Genomic DNA, 19,672 nt, shown 5'->3' on the forward strand with positions numbered 1-19,672 from the left:
CTCGCGACCGCCTCAGACGGCGGCTTCCTGCCCCGCACTCGCGACCGTGGCGGCGAGAACCGCCTGGTTGCTGGTGACGACCGGGAGACCGAGCGCCCGCGTGATGCCGGGGATCGCCGCCATCGCACCGAAGTTGGTGCAGGATGCGAAAACTAGATCGACATCCACGTCCGACAACGTTGCGACGGTGAACTCGACGATGGTGTCGCGCGGAACCTGCGCGATCGTGAAGTTCTCGGTGATGCCCAGGCCGGCGATCCGCACGACCTCGATGCCGTCGTCCTCGATGCTGGACTTGATCTTCGCGTTGAGCTCGTCCACGTAAGGCGTCACGACACCGATCCGCCGGGCTCCTGTCGCACGGATCGCGTGGCGCACCGACTGGATCGTGCTGATCGCGGGTGCTCCGGCGACCTCGCTGATCTGCGCGCACAGGCGCGCGTCGTAGTCGCTGCCGCGCAGGGCGCCCGCGCTGGTGCAGCCGAACACGACGACGTCCGGGGACACCGTGCCCAGGTCCCGCGCGGCCGGGAGCGCGAACTCGTCGAGCATGCGCTCCTCGCCCTGCCGCGTGGTGTCGCGCATGTACATGCGCGCCGTGTGCAGCGTCATGCCGTCCGGCAGACCGCGGGTGAAGTCGGCCTCCATCATGGTGTTCGACGAGGGGATCATCAGGCCCACCCGTCGCTGCACGCCCGTCGTCATGGCCATCCTCCGATCACGCCGCACCGACCTCGGCGCCGTTGAGGTCGCGCAGAATCGCGAGTTCGTCCGTGGTCACCTCTGGCAGTTCGTCGACCGACTCGTGCACCAGCAGCTCGAACCCCGTCGCCTCCTGCACCTGGGCGACCGAGACACCGGGTTGCAGAGCACGCAACCGCATGCGCCGCGACTCCGTTGCGAAGTCCAGGAGCGCGAGGTCGGTCGCGACCGCGCTCACCTCGCCGAACACCAGTCCGGACTCCGCGCGCGTGTTCTCCCCGCGCAGGTGGCCCGGGCTGGTGATGAAGTCGACCCGCTCGACGAAGCGCCGCGGTTCGTGCGTGGTCACGATGAAGATCTCGTTGCACAGCGAGATGATGTCGTTGGCGCCGCCGCTACCGGGCAGGCGCACCTTGGGCGCCTCCGGTGTTCCGATGTAGCTGGTGTTGATGTTGCCGTACCTGTCGACCTGCGCCGCACCGAGGATGCCGTAGTCGAAGAACCCCCGCTGGGCGAAGAGGAAGATGTCGGTGATGTCGGTGAGCATCGGAGCACCGAACGCCGCGCGCATCTCGTTGGTGGAGATCGGCAGCCGGCCCGGGACCAGATGCGTGCCGACGATGCCGCCCTCCAGCACGATCGTCAGGTTCGGCGCCTGCCGCCGGCGGGCCAGCGCCGAGGCCAGCAGGGGAATCCCCACGCCCGCGAACACCACCGCGTCGTCGTCGAGCAGACGGCTCGCGGTCACCGTCATGATCTCGGTAGGACTCGGCCTCATCGGAACGTCAACTCCTCCGCACGCTGCCGCTGGCGGTCGAGCCGTGCCGAACCGACCTCGGCGAGGAAGCCCGTGAAGTCGCGGTGATTGAGCACGTGCTCGTCGACGTAGTGCCGCACGCCGTCCAACCCGTGCTCGCGGATGCCTTCCACGTAGGCGTCGAAGTGGTCGGTGTCGGCCTCGTACCGGCCGTAGCACTCGTGGGGGTAGCAGCCGTACGGTGCCTCGACCACCGCGTCCACGGCGAAGTGCGGCAGCATGGTGCTGAACGGGCTGGCCTTGATCGCATCCGGCTCGACGATCTCCTCGGTGCTGACCACGACGCGCCGCGCGGCACGCGCCATGTCGGCATCCATGTGCCGGTAGCCGTCGACCTGCGCATTGCCGTACACGTCCGCGCGATGTACGTGGATCAGTGCCACGTCGGGGTGCAGGGCGGGCACCGCGAGCAGCTGCTGATGGGTGTAGGGGCACCGCACCGTGGTGGTCTCGTCCACGCGTGCGAGGTCCGAGCCGAGCATCGTCAGCGTCGGCAGGTACGGCACGCCCATCGCCGCGGCCTTGTAGCGCAGCCCGATGCCGAGGTGGCTCCACTCCTCGTAGACCGCGAGACCTCGTTCGACGTAGTGCCGGAGAACCCGGGACAGGCCCCAGTTCAGCCCGATGCCCACCCAGCTGGTCACGATGCGGTCAGCCGCACCGGTCACCAGCAGCAACTCGGCCTCGTAGCAGGTCAGCGGCCGGGACAAGGTGAGGCCCCGGCGCCGTTGGCGAAGCAGCTCGAAGACCAGCGCCATCGGGGTGCGGGAGTACAGCGTTCCCCCGATGCCCACGTGGTGACCGTCTTCGACGAGCCGCAGCGCCTCAGCGGCCGTGCACGTCTTGTCCCGCACCGGTCGCGCATGGCGTTCGAGGTCGACGCGCGCTTCGCGGAATGTCGTGGCCGTCATCGCACGCTCCCCGCGGGTGCGCTCTGCAGCAGCGGCCACACCTCGGCCGCGAACCGCTCGATCTGTTCGAGCCGGTAGTCGAAGGGAGCGAAGACCGCGTGCTGCACTCCGGCCTCGAGCTGTGCGGCCAGCTGTTCGGCGCATTGTTCGGGTGTGCCCCTGATCGCGCTGTCCGCGGTCGATTCGCTCCACGGCGCCATGTCGAAGTAGTCGTCGACGTAGCGCCGCACCAGCCGGTCGGCCTCCTCGTAGGAATCGGCGATGCACAGCGGTAGCTGCGCCACGTTGGACAGCTCGTCCGGATCGCGCCCCGCTTCCTCGGCGAAGTCGCGGATCTTCGCCCACGCCTGGGAAAAGCTCTCGGCGGTGTAGAAGTAGGTGATCCAGCCGTCGCCGCGGGTGGCCACGCGCTTGAGCACGCGGTCGACGTAGCCACCGATGAGCACTTTCGGCCGGGGCTGCGGAAGCGGCAGCATGCGCACGTTGCGCAACCGGGTCTGGTCGTACTCCCCCGTCACTCCGTCCTCGCCCCACAGCCGGTGAAGGATCTCCAGGTTGCGTTCGAAGATGCGGCCACGGCCCTTGAAGGGCACACCCGCCGCGTCGAACTCCCGCTCGTACCAACCGGCGGCCATGCCGAGCAGCAACCTCCCGCCCGAAGCCGTCTGCAGCGTTGCGGTGACCTTGGCCAGCAGCACCGGATCGCGGATCGGCAGCACGAGGACCCCCGTTCCGAGCTGGACGTGCCTGGTGTGCGCCGCCAGGACGGTCAGCGTCGTCAGCGACTCGTGGAACGGGAACGGACGGCGCGCTCCGAGGAACAGGTGGTCCCACGCCCACAGCGACCGGAATCCCAGTTGCTCCGCCCTGGTGGCGTAGCCGACCATCTCGTCCATGCTCGGCTCGCGCTCCTGCGGCGTGAAGTTCTCGACCGCCAGTCCGAATGCGACGGACATCCTGGGCCTCCCCTGGTCGGTGTCAGTACGGCGGCTGCCCGGTACCGACGAGTTCGACCTGGCCGTTGACGGTGCGCACCAGGTAGACCGGTGGGACCGTCTGGTTGACCAGGTTGCGCCATGTCTGGAACCTGATGTCGCCGTAGATGGCTCCGGGCACGGACACTCCTGCCAGCGCATCACGCACCGACTTGGGGTCGGCCGGGTTCTGCGCGGCGCCCATCGCCGCGGCGATGACCTTGATCCCCTGGTAGCCGCGCACTCCCTCGGGGGCCTCTCCCGGGTTGTAGCCCTTGGCGTTCCAGGCGGCGATGAAGCGCTCCGCCTCCTGCGGCGCAGCGGCCTTGCTGGGGTCGAAGCTGGCGAAGAACATCGTCGCGTAGCTGCCTTCCGCGGCCTGCGGGCCTGCCAGCTGGACCACCTGCACGGGGCTGTTGGACCCGCCCGTGGTGATGATCCGGGCCGTGGCGCCCTGGCCCCGGGCTTCCTTGAGCAGCAACGCGATCTGGCTGGCGTCGGTGGTGACGACCCAGGTGTCGGCGCCGGAGGCGATGGCCTGGGTCACGAAGGTCGAGAAGCTCTGCTCGTTCTGCTCGAACTTCGCACCACCCACGACCTGCGCTCCCGTACGGGTGAGGGTTTCGCCGAAGTGCCGGGCCGCGCCGAGACCGAAGTCGTTGTTGACCGACAGGGTGTAGGCCTTCTTGATCTGCATGCCCTTCAGCACTGGCTCCAGCGCGACGGCCTCCATGGAGGACGTGGGCGACAGGCGGAAGGTCCACTCACCGCCGGACTGGTCCTTGTCGGTCACCTTGTCCGAGCTGGAGGTCTCGACCAGCAGCGGCACGGAGGCCCGTTCGAGGATCGGCTGCATCGCCAGCGTGCACGACGATCCCCAGCCGCCCATCACGACCGGGACCTGCGCCTCGTTGACCAGCTTCTGCGCGACGTTGACGCAGGTGGCGGGATCGTTGGCATCGTCCTCGATGCGCAGCGCGATCCTCTTGCCGTTGACACCGCCGGCCGCGTTGATCTCCTCGGCGGCGATTTCGGCCCCGTGCGCGACCGCCTGGCCCGAGCTGGCCACCGGCCCGCTCAGGGGCTGTGCGACCCCGATCGTGAGTTCTTGCGGATTGCCCGCTCCCCCGCCGGCGCATGCCGTGGTGACGAGCAGCACCGACGCAGCGAGTGCGGCGAGATGACGGTGACGCATCATGGCCTCCCTCCCGGCTCATCCGCCGAGGTACGCCTCGCGTATCGAACGACTACCGGCCAGTTCGCCGGCCGCGCCGGAGTTGGTGATCCGGCCGCGCTCGAGCACGTACGCGCGGTCCGCGACCTGCAGTGCGAGCTCGGCGTTCTGCTCGACGAGCAGAACCGTGCGACCGCGGTCCCGGATGCGACCGGCCACCTCCAGCACCTGCGCCACGAGCAGCGGGGCCAGTCCCAGGGAGGGCTCGTCGAGCATGACGAGCCTGGGATCCGCCATCAGGCTGCGTCCGATGGCCAGCATCTGCTGCTCGCCACCGGACAGGCTTCCGGCGGACTGGGAAAGCCGCTCCCCCAGCCTCGGGAACAGGGTGAGCACCTCTTCGAGGCGCTCGGTCTCTCGTGACCGGCCGTGCCGTGCCGCGATCCGCAGGTTCTCGCGCACGGTCAGCATCGGGAACACGTGCCTGCCTTCGGGGCAGTGCACGAGTCCGGCTTTGACGATCCGGTGCGGCGACAGGTTGGTGATGTCGGCACCGTCGAACCGCACGGTCCCGGAGGAGCACCGGATCAGTCCGGAAAGCGCACGCAGGAGCGTCGACTTGCCGGCACCGTTGCTGCCGATGATCGTGACGAGCTCGCCGGCCGCCACGTCGATGGTGACGTCCACGATGGCCGGGACACGGCCGTATCCCGCGGTGAGACCCTCAACGCTCATCATGTCGCGGTCCTCTCGCCGAGGTACGCCGCGCGCACCTGCGGATCGGCCTGGATCTGGGCGGGAGTCCCCTCCGCGATCTTCTCGCCCGCGTTGAGCACCGCCACGTGGTGGGAGATGCCCAACAGGAACTTCATGTCGTGCTCGACCAGGACCACGCCGACACCGGCCTTGCGCACCCGGTCCAGCAGACCGGCCATCACCGTGGTCTCGGTCCGGTTCAGCCCTGCCGACGGCTCGTCGAGCAGCAGGAACGCCGGACGTGCCGCCAGCGCGATCGCCACCGCCAGCATCCGCTGCCGGCCGTAGGGCAGGGCACGGGCCTCGCGCTCCAGCTCCTGCTCGATCCCGACGAAACGTGCCAGCTCGCGGGCCGTGGCCTCCACCTCGTGCTGCGCACGCCGGCATCGCGGCACACCGAGCATCGTGCCGAACACGGACCTCGGCTCGGTGGTGTGCAAACCGATGCGGAGGTTGTGGAACACCGTCAACCGCGGGAACAAGCTGCGCTTCTGGAACGTCCGCACCACACCGCGTTGGGAGATGACGTGCGGCGGCAGGCCGGTCAACCGCTCGGCGCCCAGCCGGACCGTGCCCTCGGCCGCGGGAACGAATCCGGTGATGGCGTTGAAGACGGTCGACTTCCCGGCACCGTTGGGACCGATGAGAGCGGTGATGCGGCCGGGCTCGGCTTCCAGCGCGAGGCTGGTCACCGCGCACAGCGCGCCGAAGCACACCGTCAGCCGGTCCACCACGAGCGAGTCCTCTGTGGACACGTTCCCGTTCATGACGAGCTCACGACTGGGCATGGCGCGCCCCCTTGCGGTCGAGCTTCTCGGCGGCATCGGCCTCGCCCTCGTCCCCGGCCGGTGCTTCCGCGGCCAAGGCGCGCTGCCGCATCACGTGCAGCGCGGTGCCCCACAGCCCACGCGGCATGAACCGCACGAGCAGGACCAGCACCAGCCCGTAGATCACCAGCCGCCACTCGTCGCTGAACCGCAGCATCTCCGGGAGCTGGGTGAACAGCACCGCCCCGATGACCGGCCCGAGCACCGTGCCCATTCCGCCCGCGATGACCATCAACAGCGTGTTGATCATGATGGCGAACCCGAACACCTCCGGAGAGACGAACCCGACCGTGTGCGCGTACAGCGAGCCCGCCACCGCGGCCATCGCCCCGCTGAGGCTGAACGCGATGGTCGCGTTCCGGCTGGTGTCGATGCCGACCGCGCGCGCCAGGTTCTCGTTCTCGGCCAACCCGCGCATGCTGTAGCCGAGTCCGGAGGACGCCAGCCGCGCGATCGCGATCACGATGAACAACGCGACGGCGAAAACGACCGGGAAGACCTCCTTCGGGCGCACGAGTTCGTACCCGAACATCCCGATCGGCGGAATTTCGGAGTACCCCATGGGCCCACCGGTCAGCTCCACCCAGTTCAACGCCACCTGGCGGAAGATCTCGGCCACGGCGAAGGTCGCGATGACGAAGAACGCCGCCCGCAGCCGCAGCGTGACACGCCCGATCAACCAGGCCACGACGAGCGCGACGACGGCGCTGACCACCACGGCCAGCACCATCGGCACCCCCAGCGCGGTGGAGGCGATGGCCGAGACGTAGGCACCGAGCCCGAAGTAGGCCTGATGGCCCAGGCTCAGCAGGCCCGAGTAGCCGAGCACGAGGTTCAGGCTGCTGGCCATGATGACGTAGATCGCGGCGAGCACGGCGATCTGCGTCTGGTAGGGCCCGGCCAGCATCCCGCCGGCGAAGAGCAGCCCCACGACCGCGACTGACACCGCGACGCGCCACACGCGGGACCGGAGCAAGGTGTTCATTCCTGCACCACCTTGCGCGCGCCGAACAGTCCCTGCGGAAGCAGCAGGAGCACCGCGAGGAGGACCAGGAGCCCGAACGCGTCCTTGTACCCGGCCGACAGGTATCCGGCGCCGAGGCTTTCGACCAGGCCGAGCAGCAGCCCACCGACGATCGCCCCGGGGAACGAGCCCAGTCCGCCGAGGATGACCACAACGAACGACTTCGCCGTGGCCAGCGCCCCCATCGTCGGGGTGATCTGGAAGATCGTCGCGATGAGCACGCCCGACAGCGCGGCCAGCGCCGCTCCCAGTGCGAACGTCATCGCGTACACGCGGCGGACGTTGACGCCCATCAGCCAGCTCGCCGTCGAGTCCTGGAACGTGGCGCGCATGTCCAGGCCGATGCGGGTGCGGGTCATCAGCAGGTGCGCCGCCAGGATCGTCACCGCGACCACGACGACGATGAAGATGTTGCGCGGTGTCGTGCGCGCCACGAGCAGGTCGATGCTGTCGCTGGAGAACGGTGACCCGGCGGTCTGCGGAACCGGGCTCCACACGAGCATCGCCCCGTTCTGCAACAGGATCGAGATCCCGATCGTGGCCAGGATCGGCAGAGCGATGTCCTCGTGCTCGCGGAGCTTGCGCAGCACGCCCGAGTCGATCGCCAGTCCGAGCACGATCGCGCCCAGGACCGCGGCGAGCAGTCCGCTGATGAAAGACAGGCCCAGAACGTCGGCGACCGTGTAGGACAGATAGGCCCCGATCATGTAGAACTCGCCGTGGGCGAAGTTGACCACGTTCATGTAGCCGAAAACGAGCGTGAGGCCTACCGCCATCAGCGCGTAGATCGCTCCCAGCGTGAGACCGTTGCCGAGGTATTGTCCGATCTCCGACACGGCTCCCCCTCCGGATTCCTCGGGGGTGGTCGACGGCGTAAACTCCGCCTTCGAGTCAGATGCCTGGTCGAACCTGTGCCAACGAGCCTAGACGGCCCGCCGTAGCTGGGCAGTGGCGATAGTTGCCGAGGAAACTGCTCGGTCGTCGACAACTTTCGCCATGTGCTCGGACCAGCCGGCGGTGCGGACGATCAGTTGGTGACCTCGAGCATGTCGCGCACCTGCAACGCCACCGACAGCTGCAGGCACAGCCGGCTGTCGGACATGAACGGCCCGACGAGCCGCTCGAGCTTCCTGATCCGGTAACGCATGGTGTTGTAGTGGAAATGCAGCACGCGAGAGGCCTCTGCGACGTTGAGATGGCTGTCCAGCAGGACCTCGAGCGTCTTCAGCAGCTCCGCGCGTTCCCTGCGTTCGAGGCCGAGGAGCGAGCCGAGCGCGTCGTCGACGAACCCGCGCAGCTCGTCGACGTCGTCGATCAGACCGAGCAGGCGGAAGAGCCCGAGCTTCGAGAACAACGTGACCTTGCCCGGGCCCCGGGTCCGCCGTCCCATGTGCAGAGCTTTGCGCGCCTGCTCGTAGGCGGCCGAGAGCTGCCGCGGATCTTCGACGGGGCAGCTGACCCCCATGGAGAACTCGTGCCGGGTCTTCGCCTTCAGCGCTGTCCACATCTGACGCGCGGCCGCGCCCGGATCGTCGTCGGCGGCACCGACCACGGCCACGAGGTCGGTCGCGAACCCCGCCGCCGCGCCGCCAGGATCCTGGCTGTGCACCTCGGAGGACCACAGATCCAGGCAGCGCTGCTGGGTGAGGACCGGGTCCGTGGACTTCACCCTTCCACACGACAACGCCCACTCGGCGCGGCTGACCACGACGACCAGTCGACGGTGCAGATCCCAGCCGAACGCGGCACCGCGCGCCAGCGCGCCATCGATGTCGGCCCCCCTGCCGGTCACCAGGTCGTGCAGCATGTTGGAAGCGAACTGCCGCTCCACCGCGGCCACGGCGAGCTGCCGCGTCACGTCCAGCGCGGCGACCACCGCGGCCTGGTCGACAGCGACCGTGACCTCGGGACCCATCTGCTCGGAAGGACCAACGGCCAGCAGCCGGCCGTACCTGAGCTCGCCTGCCGAGACCGGCGCGATGACGGCGATCAGGTCCTGGGCCACCGCCTGGGAGCCGAGCCCGAGGTGCGACACGCGCAAACGGCCGTGCCGATCGAGGAGACCGGCCGCGACGAGCCGGTCGAGCTGGTCGGCATCGTGCACCGAGGCCCTGGTCCGGCCGTCCTCGTCGACCACGAAGACGGCCACCCCGCCGAGCAGTTCCGACAGCTTCGCCGCGATCTCGGGCAGTTGCCCGCCCGCGAGCACGATGTGCAGGAAAGAGCTGTGGATCTCCTGAGCCCTGGCGATGGTGGCCGCCTGCCGGTTGACGATGTCGGAGAAGACGCGGCTGAGGATGTCGTCGAAGGCCACGTGTTCGGGAATCCTCACGATCGGGAACGCCAGCCGGTCGGCCGTCTCGAGAACCCGCTGCGGCAGTCCCCGGGTGTAGGCACCGAACTTGATCCCGAACACCGCGACGTCTCTGCCCGCGAACTGCCGCACCAGCTCGACGAGTTCGTCCTCCGACCGCGGCAGCGGGTAGTCGGTGCTCAGCATGAACTCGTGTTCCTTGGTCCAAGGAAGGATGTTGGGCACCGTCATGACGTTGATCCGCTGCACCGGACGGTCCAAGCCCTCGGCCCCGGCCATCACGACCGCGTCGGCGAGGATCCCCATCGCGAGCACGTCGCGCACTGTGAGCCCGTCAACCACAGGCCCCGCGCGCTCGGTGCCGACAGCTCGCATCGCGGTCGTTCCCTTGTCGGCTACTGCCAAATGAGCCGGCCACTCAGGACGAATACTGCCATACGGCGACACCGGAGACCACGCTCTCGAGCCGCCTCACCGACGGGTTGGACAGGAGCGACGCATGTTTCGATTGGGACGAGGAAGCGAGCCCGGCGGCGCTCGCGTGCCGCGGGACTCGCGGTGTCGGACCACCGGTCCGGGCGTGGTCAGCTCAGGCCGAGGGCCGGGGCGAGTTCGCGCAGCCCGGGTAGCGGGTCGGTGGAGGGGTCGTCGCCGAGGACCTGGACGAGCACGTGGTCGGCACCCGCGTCCAGGTGCCGCTTCACGTGGGCGGCGACGGCCTCGGCGTCACCGATCGCGACCATGTGCTCGGCCAGCTTGTCCGAGCCTCCGACGACCAGGTCGGACTCGTCGAACCCCTGGCGCAGCCACGACTTCTGGTAGTTCGGCAGCTGCGAGTACATGTGCAGGTGCTGGTGCGCGCGGCGCAGCCCGGTCTCCCGGTCCGCGGTGAGCGCGACCGCCTGCTCGCTGACCACCCACTTGCCGGGGCCGAGCAGTTCCCGGGTGCGTGCGGTCTGCTCCGGGGTCACCAGGTACGGGTGGGCCCCGTCGCCGGCGCTGCCGGACAGCTCGATCATCTTCGGGCCCAGCGCGGCCAGCAACCGGGCAGGGCGCTGCTCCCCCGGCTCGATCTCGGCCGGCACCGCGTCCATGGCCCGCAGGTACTCCCGCATGGTGCTCAGCGGTTTGGAGTAGGAGCCGGCGTAGCCGCGCTCGACCAGCGGGGCGTGGCTGACACCCAGCCCGAGCACGAACCGGCCCGGGTGCAGCGCCCCGAGCGTGCGGGCACCGGATTCGCTGGCCGGGGCGCTGCGCGCATGGATGTTGGCGATGCCGGTGCCGACCACCAGCCGCTCGGTGCCGCCCAACAGCGCGGCGGCCTGGGTGAAGGTCTCCTTGCCGCCGGCTTCGCCGTAGAACAACGAGGCATAGCCGAGCTGCTCGATCTCGCGGGCACGGGCGATCACGTCGTTGATCGGCCACGCGTCGCTGGTCCACCAGACGCCGACGCGAGAGCTGAAGTTGATCTGGGCCATGTCGCCACACTACCGACGGCTGCGCCCCGCACGCATGATCAACACAGCCCGGAGTCGCGCTGTCAGATGGCCCCGTATTACCCGTCGGTTCGCGTGCAGTCGTCCTGGAGCGGCACCGCCACGGCGACCGGGGGAAAGTACACGGGAAGTGCGGTGAGACCGCGGTAGAACGGACCGGGCCGCCACGAGAGCCGGTCGGCAGGGCATGCCAGCCGCATCTCCGGTAGCCGGTCGAGCAGCTTCTCGATGGCCGCGGAGGCGATGATGCGGGCGGGCCGCTGGGCAGGACACCCGTGCGGGCCCGCACCGAAAGCCAGGTGGGCTCGGTTGCCGGCTCTGTGCGTGGAGGTTCGGGCCGGGTCGCTGTTGGCCGCGGCGAGACTGATCACCACCGGTTCACCCGCGGCAGGTGGACGCCGTCGAGGTGGACCTCTCGCGTGGGGTAGGCGGTCGAGTGGTTGGCGATCGGCGGGTCCGCCCAGAGCACCTCGTCGAGCGCGTCCTCGACGGGAAGGGAGCCGCCGGAGAGGTCACCGGCGAACCGCTCGTCGGACAGCAGGAGGCGCAGTGCGTTGGAGATCAGGTTCTGCTGCGCTTCGCCGCTGACGCCCATGAGGATGACGAGCTGGTGGACCACCTCGTCGTCGCTGAGCTGCGCGGAGTGCGCCATGAGCCGCGATGTGACGCCTCTGCCGGGATGTCCGCGTTTGAGGTGCACGAGGCGCCGAAGGCACTCGTCGAGGTCAGCGCCGGCTTCTCCGGCCGCGCCGGCATCGGCCGCGTCGGCGATGTGAGCCATGTCGGCGAGCAAGCGCTGCCCGAGATCGGTCGGGCAGCCGAACAGCCAGGTGAGGACCCGCAGCGTCAAAGGCCCGGCGTACTGGGTCAGCAGGTCGGCCTCACCGGCCGAGCCGAACTCGTTGATCAACGCATCTGCGCTGTACGAGGTCGTCAACACGCGGGGTTCATCCGCAAGGCGCGCCGCTGGTTTCCTGACGTGCAGGGCATGTCCGTAGGGTCCCGCGACCCCCAGCAGGAACCGGTTGCGCGTGATGGTCTGCTGTGGACGGCCGTCCTCGTCGACCAGCACGACGCAGGTGATCTCAGAAGGTTTGACGGACCTCGTCAGTACTGACATCGATGGGCAACATCGTCGCCGGCGTGATGAAGTCGGTCACCAAAGGCCCGGCGGCGGAGCGCGTTGCGATCGCGGGCACAGCCGGATCGCGGGTGTCGACCCAGGCGGACGAGGCCCAGGAGTTCTCCGGCGGTCGCCGGACGGCGGGCGCCAGCAGGTTCCCCTGTCCCAACGCGACACCGTGATGCCGCAGAAGCGCCAGGTGCTCCTGGCTGTCCACACCCTCCACCACCACTCTGGCGCCGGTGGCCTCGCAGATCTGGCGGACGGAGTCCAGGATGGTCAGGCGGTGGAGTCGCTCCGGGAGGAGCTGCAACACGCGGCGGTCCAGTTTCACCACATCCGGACGCAGGTCCGCCACGAGCTCCAGGGGTACTTCTCCACCGCCGACACGGTCCAGGGCGATGCGGAACCCGAAGTCGCGCAAGGTGTTCACACCGGCCGGCAGCCGCTCGCCCAGTCCGCTGAGAGGAGGACTGATTTCGAGAGTGACCTCCTGTTCGAGCCGCCCGGCATCGCGCAGCGCCTTGCGGACCGCGTCCATCCGCTCGGGAGCGTCCGCGACCGTGCTCGCCAGCACGTTGAGGTGCAGCGGCAGCGGCGTCCCGTGTCCGGCGAAGTCAGCCACCGCGTTCGCGGCCAACCGGGCATCCACCTCGGCGAGCATGCCATCGCGCTCCGCCCGGCGGAACAGCTCATCGAGGTCGCCGCTCGGTGGACACGCCAGTGCTTCCACGCCGACGACGCCGCCGATCCGCACGTTGATCAGCGGCTGATACGCGAAACGCACGTCGCCAAGCGGCACCGACACCTGACGGATACTGCCCGACCGCACGCCACCCGGCGAGTGGGTTCATGCACTGTTCACAAAATCATCAGTTGTACGCCTGATCTTCAAACCCGTGTTCAGGGCAGAAATCTTGCGAAGCCACACAGTGTGTTGGCGCGCGCACTTTCCGATCGGGCATCCACTGTCGACCGTCGGCGGTGAGTCGTCACATCCGCTCCGAAATTCTGACAAGGAAAACAATTCACGCGGTGCGCACGGCCGAGGACAACATTCCGCAAATGCTACCTATGCGTGGCGACGCAGAGAAGCGCGGAACACCTCGTGGCTGTCCGCGGCGCTCTCGGTGGCGAGCAGGAGCGCGGCGTGCAAGCGAGCCAGAGCCGCGATCGGATCGCTACCACCGCTGCTCCGCCCCGGCCCGGAACGGGCTCGCGGACTGCGGCGGTCGTCGATGTCCAACGTCCGTTCGGACACCGCCACCACCAGCCTCTGCAAGCTCAGCAACGCGTCCGCGAGGTCCTCGACGAGGCCCTCGAGTTCCGCGTCGCCGGCCCGATCGCGCAAGTCCCGGCTCCTGGCGGCCTGCTCCACAGCCGCGACCGCCTGCCTGAGCGCAGCGTGCGGGCCACCGACAGCCTCCGAAGTCATGACCTCTCACCTGACAACCTCGACGGCGGGTCACGCCAACGGGGACCGGTTGGTCCGCGGCGGTCGCTATCGATCATGGCCGCGACGGGGCTCGGGGACGATGGTGCGCCGATCCTGGACCCGCCCGTCCCGACCGTGGATGACGAGCTCGCCACCCCCGCCTCGGTGCAGGTCGACGTTGGCGCGGGCGAGGCAGTCCTGCTGGCTGCCGTACATCGCTGTGCACTGGCCGTGCGAGTCGGTGACCTGCCACCCCTGGTCGGGGTGAGGTGTCACGTGGCGGATGAGCACTCGCAACTCCCCCTTTCCTCGATGCGACCGTCACTGTAAGCGTCCATCCGGCTACCCAATGTGAAACCAGGGGCGCAAGCAAGAACAGGGACTCATGTGGCGCGAATTCGCTCGCCCGTCACCTGGCGGACACCCGCACCTTGGTTGAACGCACCTCCGGCGAAAGCAACCGCCACAGCAAGCGCCCGCCCGCACGCCGCGATCTCGCGAGCAGCCGCCGAGATGCCGGCGTAGATGTGCCGGAACTGTCGCCGGACGTCAACGGGCCGAGTACGCGCCGTCGACGAAACGGGAACTGCCGTTGACGCACGACGCACGCTCGGACAGCAAGAAAGCCGCCATCTCCGCGACCTCCTCCGCGCGGTGAACCACCACGCCAGCGCCGACATAGCCGGCGCTACGTCTGGCGGCAGCTACCACGCCGAACTCGCTTCCGGACGCCAGAGATTGGCCTGAGCTACAGGTTTCCAAGGGCCCGCACTACGCCGCTGCTGCGGCTTTCGCGTCCCAGATCTGCATCAGGTGGTCGATCGCGGCGTCGAGGCAGTCCGCGGGGGTGCCGTCGCGGCTCTCCACCGAGACTCCCCAGAGGAAGCCGGTGAACGTGGCGGCCATGCTCGGCGGGTCGGTGTCGGCGGGGAGTTCGCCGGTCTCGGCGGCGCGGCGCACGCAGGCCGCCACGTTGCGTCGAACCGCGGAGCGGCGCTCGGCCAGAAGCGCGCGGACACCTTCGTGATCGGCTGACCCGGCCGCCCCGGCGAGCACCATGAGGCAGCCAGTGGGGTGCTCGGGTTCGGTTTGCATCCGCGCGGAGGCGCGCAGGATCCGCTCGATGGCCTCCCGCGGCGGGAGCTCGTCGTCGGCGACGGCCTCGGTGACACGGCCGTAGGAGGCCATGTAGGCACGGACGACCTCGTCGAACAGTGCCTCCTTGGAACCGAAAGCGGCGTAGAAGCTGGCCGAGGAGATGCCCATCGCCTCCCGCAGCTGCGCGAGGCTGGTCGCCTCGTACCCGTGCTGCCAGAACAGGCGCAGGGCGACCTGCAGCGCGGCGTCGCGTTCGAATTCACGCGGCCGGCCGGTTCGTGCCATCTCTACCTCCTCGGAAGGAAACTACTTCCAGACTAAGTGATCCAGAACCCGTTGACAACGGGTCGCCGCGGTGACCGATACTTCTGGAGTGACTGATCTAGAAATAGATTCCCCTCCTCGCCGCGGTAAAGGTCCGCCGGAGGCGCGGCTCCCGTGGGCGCCCTTGCTGGTGATGGCGCTGACCGGGTTCGTGATCATCATGACCGAGACCGCCCCCGCCGGCCTCCTGCCGCAACTGGCATCCGGGCTCAGGATCAGCGAGGCCCTCGCCGGGCAGCTGGTCAGCGCCTACGCCCTGGGTACCGTGCTCGCGGCCGTCCCGGCGATCCGGCTCACCGAGCGGATCAGCCGCAAACCCCTGCTGCTGATCGGGATAGGCGGCTTCGCCGCGGCGAACGCGGTGACCGCGCTGGCCGGTGGCTTCGCCGTCGCGCTCGGCGCGCGGTTCGTCGCGGGGGCGTTCTCCGGCCTGCTCTGGGGGATGATCGCTTACGCCCGTGCGATCGTCCCGCCGTCGCGAGCCGGGAGCGGACTGGCGGTCGCCATGGTCGGTACACCGATCGCGCTGTCGATCGGCACGCCGCTGGGCAGCCTCGCCGGGGCGATGGTGGGCTGGCGCTGGACTTTCGCGGCGCTGTCGATGATCGCCGTGGGGCTCATCTGCTGGGCCCTCGTCGCCGTGCCGAACCGGCCCGGGCGCAGCACCGCCGAGCGGACCCCGGTGCTGCGGGTGCTGGGCATCCGCGGAGTCGCTCCGGTGCTGCTCGTCGTGTTCACCTGGATGCTCGGGCACAACATCCTCTACACCTACATCGCGCCCTACCTGGCGTAGGTGCAGGTGCCCGGCCGGGTCGACCTGGTGCTGCTGCTGTTCGGCCTGGCCGCACTCGCAGGGATCTGGTTCACGGGGCGCATCATCGACCGCGCGCTGCGCCGTCTCGTCCTCGCCGGGCTGACCGTGTTCGGTCTCGCCGCGCTGTCGCTCGGGCTGGGCGGCGCGACTCCGCCACTGTTCTACCTCGCGATCGTCCTGTGGGGACTGGCCTTCGGCGGTGCCGCCACCCAGCTCCAGACCGCCTCCGCCGACGCGGCCGGACACGAGGCCGACCTCGCGCAGGCGATGCTGACCGCCGTGTTCAACCTCGCCATCTTCGGCGGGGGCGCCCTCGGCGCGGCACTGCTGGACACCGTCGGCCCGGCCGCGTTCCCGTGGGCGGTGCTCGCCCTCGCCGCCGTCGCCTCGATCACCGCGCTGAGCGCCCGTGGGCACGGCTTCCCGCCAGGCCCACGACCCTCCACCGACCGATAGGAGAAGTAATGCGCACACCCACGGACACCCCGACCGGATTCGGCTCCGCGACCGGAGTCCCCGGCTTGCCCGAGGGATTCACCGACACGTTCACCAGCGCGCTCGTCGACGTCGACGGCGTCCGGCTGCACACCGTCAGCGGCGGCGACGGCCCGCCCCTGCTGCTGGTCGGCGGCTGGCCGCAGTTCTGGTACCAGTGGCGGCTGGTCATGCCGGCGCTCGCCGAGCACTTCACCGTGATCGCCGTCGATCCCCGCGGCAGCGGGCTGTCGGACAAGCCCGACACCGGGTACGACTCGACCACCTCCGCCGCGGAGTTCCACCGGCTGATGCAGATCCTCGGCCACGACCGCTTCTCGATGATCGGCCACGACATCGGCATGTGGACCGGCTACGCGATGGCCGCCGACCACCCGGGCCCGATCGAGCGGATGGTCCTGGTCGACGCGATCGTCCCGGGCGTCTCGCCGTCCCCGCCGCTGCTCGGGGACCGGCGCACCAGCGACTTCCTCTGGCACTTCAACTTCAACCGGGCCCACGGCGTCAACGAAGAGCTCGTCGCCGGGCGGGAGGACGTCTACTTCGGACACCAGTTCAGGACCAAGGCCGCGCATCCGGCCGCGATCGCCCCCGAAGCCGTCGAAACCTACGTGCGGGCGATGCGGCTGCCCGGAGCGCTCAAAGCGAGCTTCGAGTACTACCGGGCCATCGACGACATCATGGAACAGACCCGCACTCGACTGCGGCAGAAGATCAGCACACCGGTGCTCGCCGTGGCCGGCGACGCCCTCGGCGGCGAGAACATGGCCGACGAGGTGAACGCCCTCGCCTCCGAGGTCACCGACGTCGTCGTGATCGAGAACTGCGGGCACTACGTCCCCGAGGAGGCACCACAGGCCCTCCTCGACGCCGCCCTGCCGTTCCTGCTCCGGCGGAGCTGAGCCTCCGGCCCGCGTGCGGCGCGATCACCGCGCTGCACGCGGGAGGCCACTACGGGTACGACCACCATTGCAGCCACATCGGCCGCTCTTGCCTGTTACCGGAACGTTTGGGGCAATCGTTGCGACCATCGTTTGGGTAGCATGGCCGCGGAAAGGGTCGACCTGTCAGCAATGAGTGGCTGGTGAGAAGTGGGTACGGTGGCCGGGCAGTTCTCGTACGAAAGCCCCAACGCTTTCATGTCACCAGTCGCGTCTGCCAGCGTGCTTGAGCGAGCCGAGCAACTCGTCCACCTGCTTCGCGACCTCGTGAGATGCGACGCGGTGATGTTGACGGCTTCGAATCCGTTCGCACCGACTCCGCAGCACGAGCTGCTCGCCGCCGACGGCTACTCGGACGCGGCACTCAGGCGGCTTCTGGACGACTTCGTTCCGGACACGGAGAATCCGGCTTTCCACCTCGTTCGCAACAGGGTCCGTTCGGCGCTCCGCTGGTCGGATCTGGCGCGTGATTGGAACATCCGGTTCGCCGTGACGTCCATCGCTGAGCAGCACCTGATTCCCGCCGGGTTCCATGAAGGTCTCACGTCTTCTTTGTCGTTGCCCGACGGTTCTCATGTCGGCGCCGTTCACATGAACTGGAGCACGTCCCGTGCGGCCACGGACGACAGGCGACGAACCGTTGAGCAATTTCGCCCACTACTTGCCGGAACCAGCGATCTCTTGCAGCCTTACCGCGTTCTCGCGGACGAGGTGTACGGCGACGCGCACGTCGCATTGATCGGGGCCGGTCTCGAGCAACGCATTCCCGGCCGGGACGTCGGTCCGATTCTCCGCTCGGAGGGACCGTTGTGGCCACTGCTTCTGACGTCGGTTCCGCACAGGGACGGCCGCTACATCTGGATCGACGAGGCCGGGACGTTCCATCGAATCGATCTGACCCGGTGCGCGGGAGCAACGGTGCTCGTGGCCGAGCGTGAGACGCCTGCGCCCTACGACCTCACCGTGCGAGAACTGCAGATCGTCACGCTCCTCGCTGTCGGCGCCAGCAACCCCGAGATCGCCGATGCTCTCGTCGTAAGCCGGCGCACGGTCTCGACCCATGTCGAGCACATCCTGGCGAAGCTCGCAGTGGCGTCCCGTGCGGAGGTAGCTGCGCTGGCCGCCCGGGAAGGTCTGCGCTTTATTCAACGCAGCGCTCATTCGTCGCTCTGACCTACGGCTGGAGAACCTTGGCAGGGCGCGCTGACACGGCCACGGGTCACGAAGGACCCAGATACGTCAGCTGACCGATGTCGCCGAGGCGGAAGCCGAACCTAGACTCGCCGCCGTCTACATCCTGCGATGCCAACGCCAGGTCTCAGAGATTCCCTGCACTGGAGGAGCAATCCATGAGCAATGTCGAGCAAACCGTCGAGATCCCGCACCTGGGCGGTTCGACCGTCGGATACACCTTCGGCAGGCCGTACGACCCCGCACTCCCGACGCTGGTCCTGATCAACTCGTACACCACCTCGGCCGAGCTGTTCCGGCCGCAGTTCGCCGACACGGCGCTCGGGTCCGCGGCCAACCTGCTCGCCATCGAGCCCTACGGGCACGGCCGCACGAGGTCCACGTACCAGCACTTCACCTACTGGGACAGCGCGGTCGCGAACCTGCAGGTCCTCGCTGCCCTCGGGATCGACGGGGCCTTCGTGCTGGGGACCTCGCAGGGCGGCTGGGTGGCGGCGCGCATGGCGCTGCTCGCCCCGGATGTCGTGAAGGGCCTCATCCCGCTCGGCACGTCGATGGACTTCGAGAGCCCGCGCAGCGTTGACCTGGGCTGTTGGGACGGGGTCGGATTCAACACACCGACCATCGACGCCCTCGCAGACCCGGTCGGCGAGGACTGGGTCGTGCCGGACGAGTTCGTGGACGGCGTGTTCGACACAGCCATCGGCGGCCTTCCGGCCGAGGAACGCGCGTTCTGGCTCACCACTTACCGCGCGAACTACGCCGGTGACGCCGGACGCCACCGGCTGCGCGTCAGCACGGTGAACCTGCGGGACCGCGACGGGCTCCACGGCAGGCTCGACGAGGTGCGCTGCCCCGTCCTGTGGTTGCACGGCACCGCGGACCAGGTGTACTCCGTGGCGAACGCCCAGGAGGAAATCCAGATGTTCACCCGCTCCCCCGAGGCGCGTCTGGAAGTCATCGAGGGCGGGCAGCACTTCCTGAGCGCCTCGAACCCCCTGGAGGTCGGCTCCGCGGCGATCGAGTTCGTCAAGCGCTGGGCCTGACCCGACTCGTGCCGCACCGCCGGCCCCGACTGCCTGTCATCGAACCCGGGTGTGGGTAGGTGGACGGGCCTTTGCCGGCGGTCTCGACACCACATCAGATCGACCAGCAAAGGCCCGCACATCGGTGTATCCGCACGTCGACCGGGGATTTTCCCGTAACCAGCCCGCTACCCCGACGGCCAAAGCCGATCAAGGAACACACGCCGCCGC

Annotated in this window: 22 protein-coding genes; 5 read left to right on the forward strand and 17 right to left on the reverse strand. The window is 68.8% G+C overall.

Translation table 11 applies throughout. The features are described from left to right. Positions 1-12 precede the first annotated feature (12 nt). The 17 genes from SACE_RS23630 to SACE_RS23710 form a co-directional block, all read right to left on the reverse strand. Entirely contained in the window at positions 13-705 is a 693-nt protein-coding gene (locus SACE_RS23630; protein WP_009949244.1) for a maleate cis-trans isomerase family protein, read from the reverse strand. Between the two features lie 13 nt (positions 706-718). Further along, complete coding sequence (locus tag SACE_RS23635; protein ID WP_011874488.1) at positions 719-1,480, reverse strand: CoA-transferase subunit beta; 762 nt, start codon at positions 1,478-1,480, stop codon at positions 719-721. Further along, positions 1,477-2,430, reverse strand: a complete 954-nt coding sequence (locus SACE_RS23640) for a CoA transferase subunit A (RefSeq protein ID WP_009949241.1) — start codon at positions 2,428-2,430, stop codon at positions 1,477-1,479. Before SACE_RS23640 ends, SACE_RS23635 begins: the two co-directional genes overlap by 4 nt. Beyond that, positions 2,427-3,386, reverse strand: a complete 960-nt coding sequence (locus SACE_RS23645; RefSeq protein ID WP_009949240.1) for an LLM class flavin-dependent oxidoreductase — start codon at positions 3,384-3,386, stop codon at positions 2,427-2,429. The genes SACE_RS23640 and SACE_RS23645 overlap by 4 nt, the downstream gene beginning before the upstream one ends. Before the next feature lie 22 nt (positions 3,387-3,408). Then, the gene (locus SACE_RS23650) at positions 3,409-4,602 is read right to left on the reverse strand and encodes an ABC transporter substrate-binding protein (RefSeq protein WP_009949239.1); all 1,194 of its coding nucleotides are present in this window, start codon (positions 4,600-4,602) and stop codon (positions 3,409-3,411) included. Positions 4,603-4,617: 15 nt separating this feature from the next. After that, the gene (locus SACE_RS23655) at positions 4,618-5,316 is read right to left on the reverse strand and encodes an ABC transporter ATP-binding protein (protein ID WP_011874490.1); all 699 of its coding nucleotides are present in this window, start codon (positions 5,314-5,316) and stop codon (positions 4,618-4,620) included. Then, positions 5,313-6,122: an ABC transporter ATP-binding protein gene (locus SACE_RS23660; protein ID WP_157355961.1), complete on the reverse strand. Its 810-nt coding sequence runs from the start codon at positions 6,120-6,122 to the stop codon at positions 5,313-5,315. Before SACE_RS23660 ends, SACE_RS23655 begins: the two co-directional genes overlap by 4 nt. Beyond that, positions 6,109-7,146 (reverse strand): branched-chain amino acid ABC transporter permease, encoded by a 1,038-nt coding sequence (locus SACE_RS23665; RefSeq protein ID WP_009949236.1) that lies wholly within the window; start codon positions 7,144-7,146, stop codon positions 6,109-6,111. Before SACE_RS23665 ends, SACE_RS23660 begins: the two co-directional genes overlap by 14 nt. After that, a complete protein-coding gene (locus SACE_RS23670; RefSeq protein ID WP_009949235.1) occupies positions 7,143-8,021 on the reverse strand; it encodes a branched-chain amino acid ABC transporter permease in 879 nt (292 codons plus the stop codon). Before SACE_RS23670 ends, SACE_RS23665 begins: the two co-directional genes overlap by 4 nt. A gap of 191 nt (positions 8,022-8,212) precedes the next feature. Then, a complete protein-coding gene (locus SACE_RS23675; protein ID WP_011874493.1) occupies positions 8,213-9,874 on the reverse strand; it encodes a PucR family transcriptional regulator in 1,662 nt (553 codons plus the stop codon). 209 nt (positions 9,875-10,083) lie between these two features. After that, on the reverse strand, positions 10,084-10,977 hold the full coding sequence (locus SACE_RS23680) for an LLM class F420-dependent oxidoreductase (RefSeq protein WP_009949231.1): 894 nt from the start codon (positions 10,975-10,977) through the stop codon (positions 10,084-10,086). A 77-nt stretch (positions 10,978-11,054) separates the two neighbouring features. Further along, positions 11,055-11,366, reverse strand: a complete 312-nt coding sequence (locus SACE_RS23685; RefSeq protein ID WP_143538194.1) for a cytochrome P450 family protein — start codon at positions 11,364-11,366, stop codon at positions 11,055-11,057. After that, complete coding sequence (locus SACE_RS23690) at positions 11,363-12,115, reverse strand: cytochrome (protein WP_143538195.1); 753 nt, start codon at positions 12,113-12,115, stop codon at positions 11,363-11,365. The genes SACE_RS23685 and SACE_RS23690 overlap by 4 nt, the downstream gene beginning before the upstream one ends. Further along, complete coding sequence (locus SACE_RS23695; protein WP_009949226.1) at positions 12,081-12,926, reverse strand: EAL domain-containing protein; 846 nt, start codon at positions 12,924-12,926, stop codon at positions 12,081-12,083. The genes SACE_RS23690 and SACE_RS23695 overlap by 35 nt, the downstream gene beginning before the upstream one ends. Positions 12,927-13,190: 264 nt before the next feature. Further along, a complete protein-coding gene (locus SACE_RS23700; RefSeq protein ID WP_009949225.1) occupies positions 13,191-13,553 on the reverse strand; it encodes a hypothetical protein in 363 nt (120 codons plus the stop codon). Positions 13,554-13,619: 66 nt separating this feature from the next. After that, complete coding sequence (locus SACE_RS23705; protein ID WP_009949224.1) at positions 13,620-13,844, reverse strand: DUF2188 domain-containing protein; 225 nt, start codon at positions 13,842-13,844, stop codon at positions 13,620-13,622. Positions 13,845-14,324: 480 nt separating this feature from the next. Continuing rightward, complete coding sequence (locus SACE_RS23710) at positions 14,325-14,936, reverse strand: TetR/AcrR family transcriptional regulator (protein WP_009949222.1); 612 nt, start codon at positions 14,934-14,936, stop codon at positions 14,325-14,327. Between the two features lie 172 nt (positions 14,937-15,108). Between SACE_RS23710 and SACE_RS23715 the strand changes: the two genes are divergently transcribed. The 5 genes from SACE_RS23715 to SACE_RS23735 all read left to right on the forward strand — a co-directional run bounded on the left by SACE_RS23715 (position 15,109) and on the right by SACE_RS23735 (position 19,462). Beyond that, positions 15,109-15,768, forward strand: coding sequence for an MFS transporter (locus SACE_RS23715; protein ID WP_231850082.1), 660 nt, complete (start codon positions 15,109-15,111; stop codon positions 15,766-15,768). After that, positions 15,769-16,245 carry an MFS transporter gene (locus SACE_RS23720; RefSeq protein WP_009949220.1) on the forward strand — a complete coding sequence of 159 codons (477 nt, stop codon included), beginning with the start codon at positions 15,769-15,771 and terminating at the stop codon, positions 16,243-16,245. 8 nt (positions 16,246-16,253) lie between these two features. Beyond that, complete coding sequence (locus SACE_RS23725; RefSeq protein WP_009949219.1) at positions 16,254-17,186, forward strand: alpha/beta fold hydrolase; 933 nt, start codon at positions 16,254-16,256, stop codon at positions 17,184-17,186. A gap of 198 nt (positions 17,187-17,384) precedes the next feature. After that, on the forward strand, positions 17,385-18,398 hold the full coding sequence (locus SACE_RS23730; RefSeq protein WP_143538196.1) for a helix-turn-helix transcriptional regulator: 1,014 nt from the start codon (positions 17,385-17,387) through the stop codon (positions 18,396-18,398). Between the two features lie 176 nt (positions 18,399-18,574). Next, positions 18,575-19,462, forward strand: coding sequence for an alpha/beta fold hydrolase (locus SACE_RS23735; RefSeq protein ID WP_009949217.1), 888 nt, complete (start codon positions 18,575-18,577; stop codon positions 19,460-19,462). Positions 19,463-19,672 lie beyond the last annotated feature (210 nt).

The sequence above is a fragment of the Saccharopolyspora erythraea NRRL 2338 genome, assembly GCF_000062885.1.
Lineage (GTDB): Bacteria > Actinomycetota > Actinomycetes > Mycobacteriales > Pseudonocardiaceae > Saccharopolyspora_D > Saccharopolyspora_D erythraea.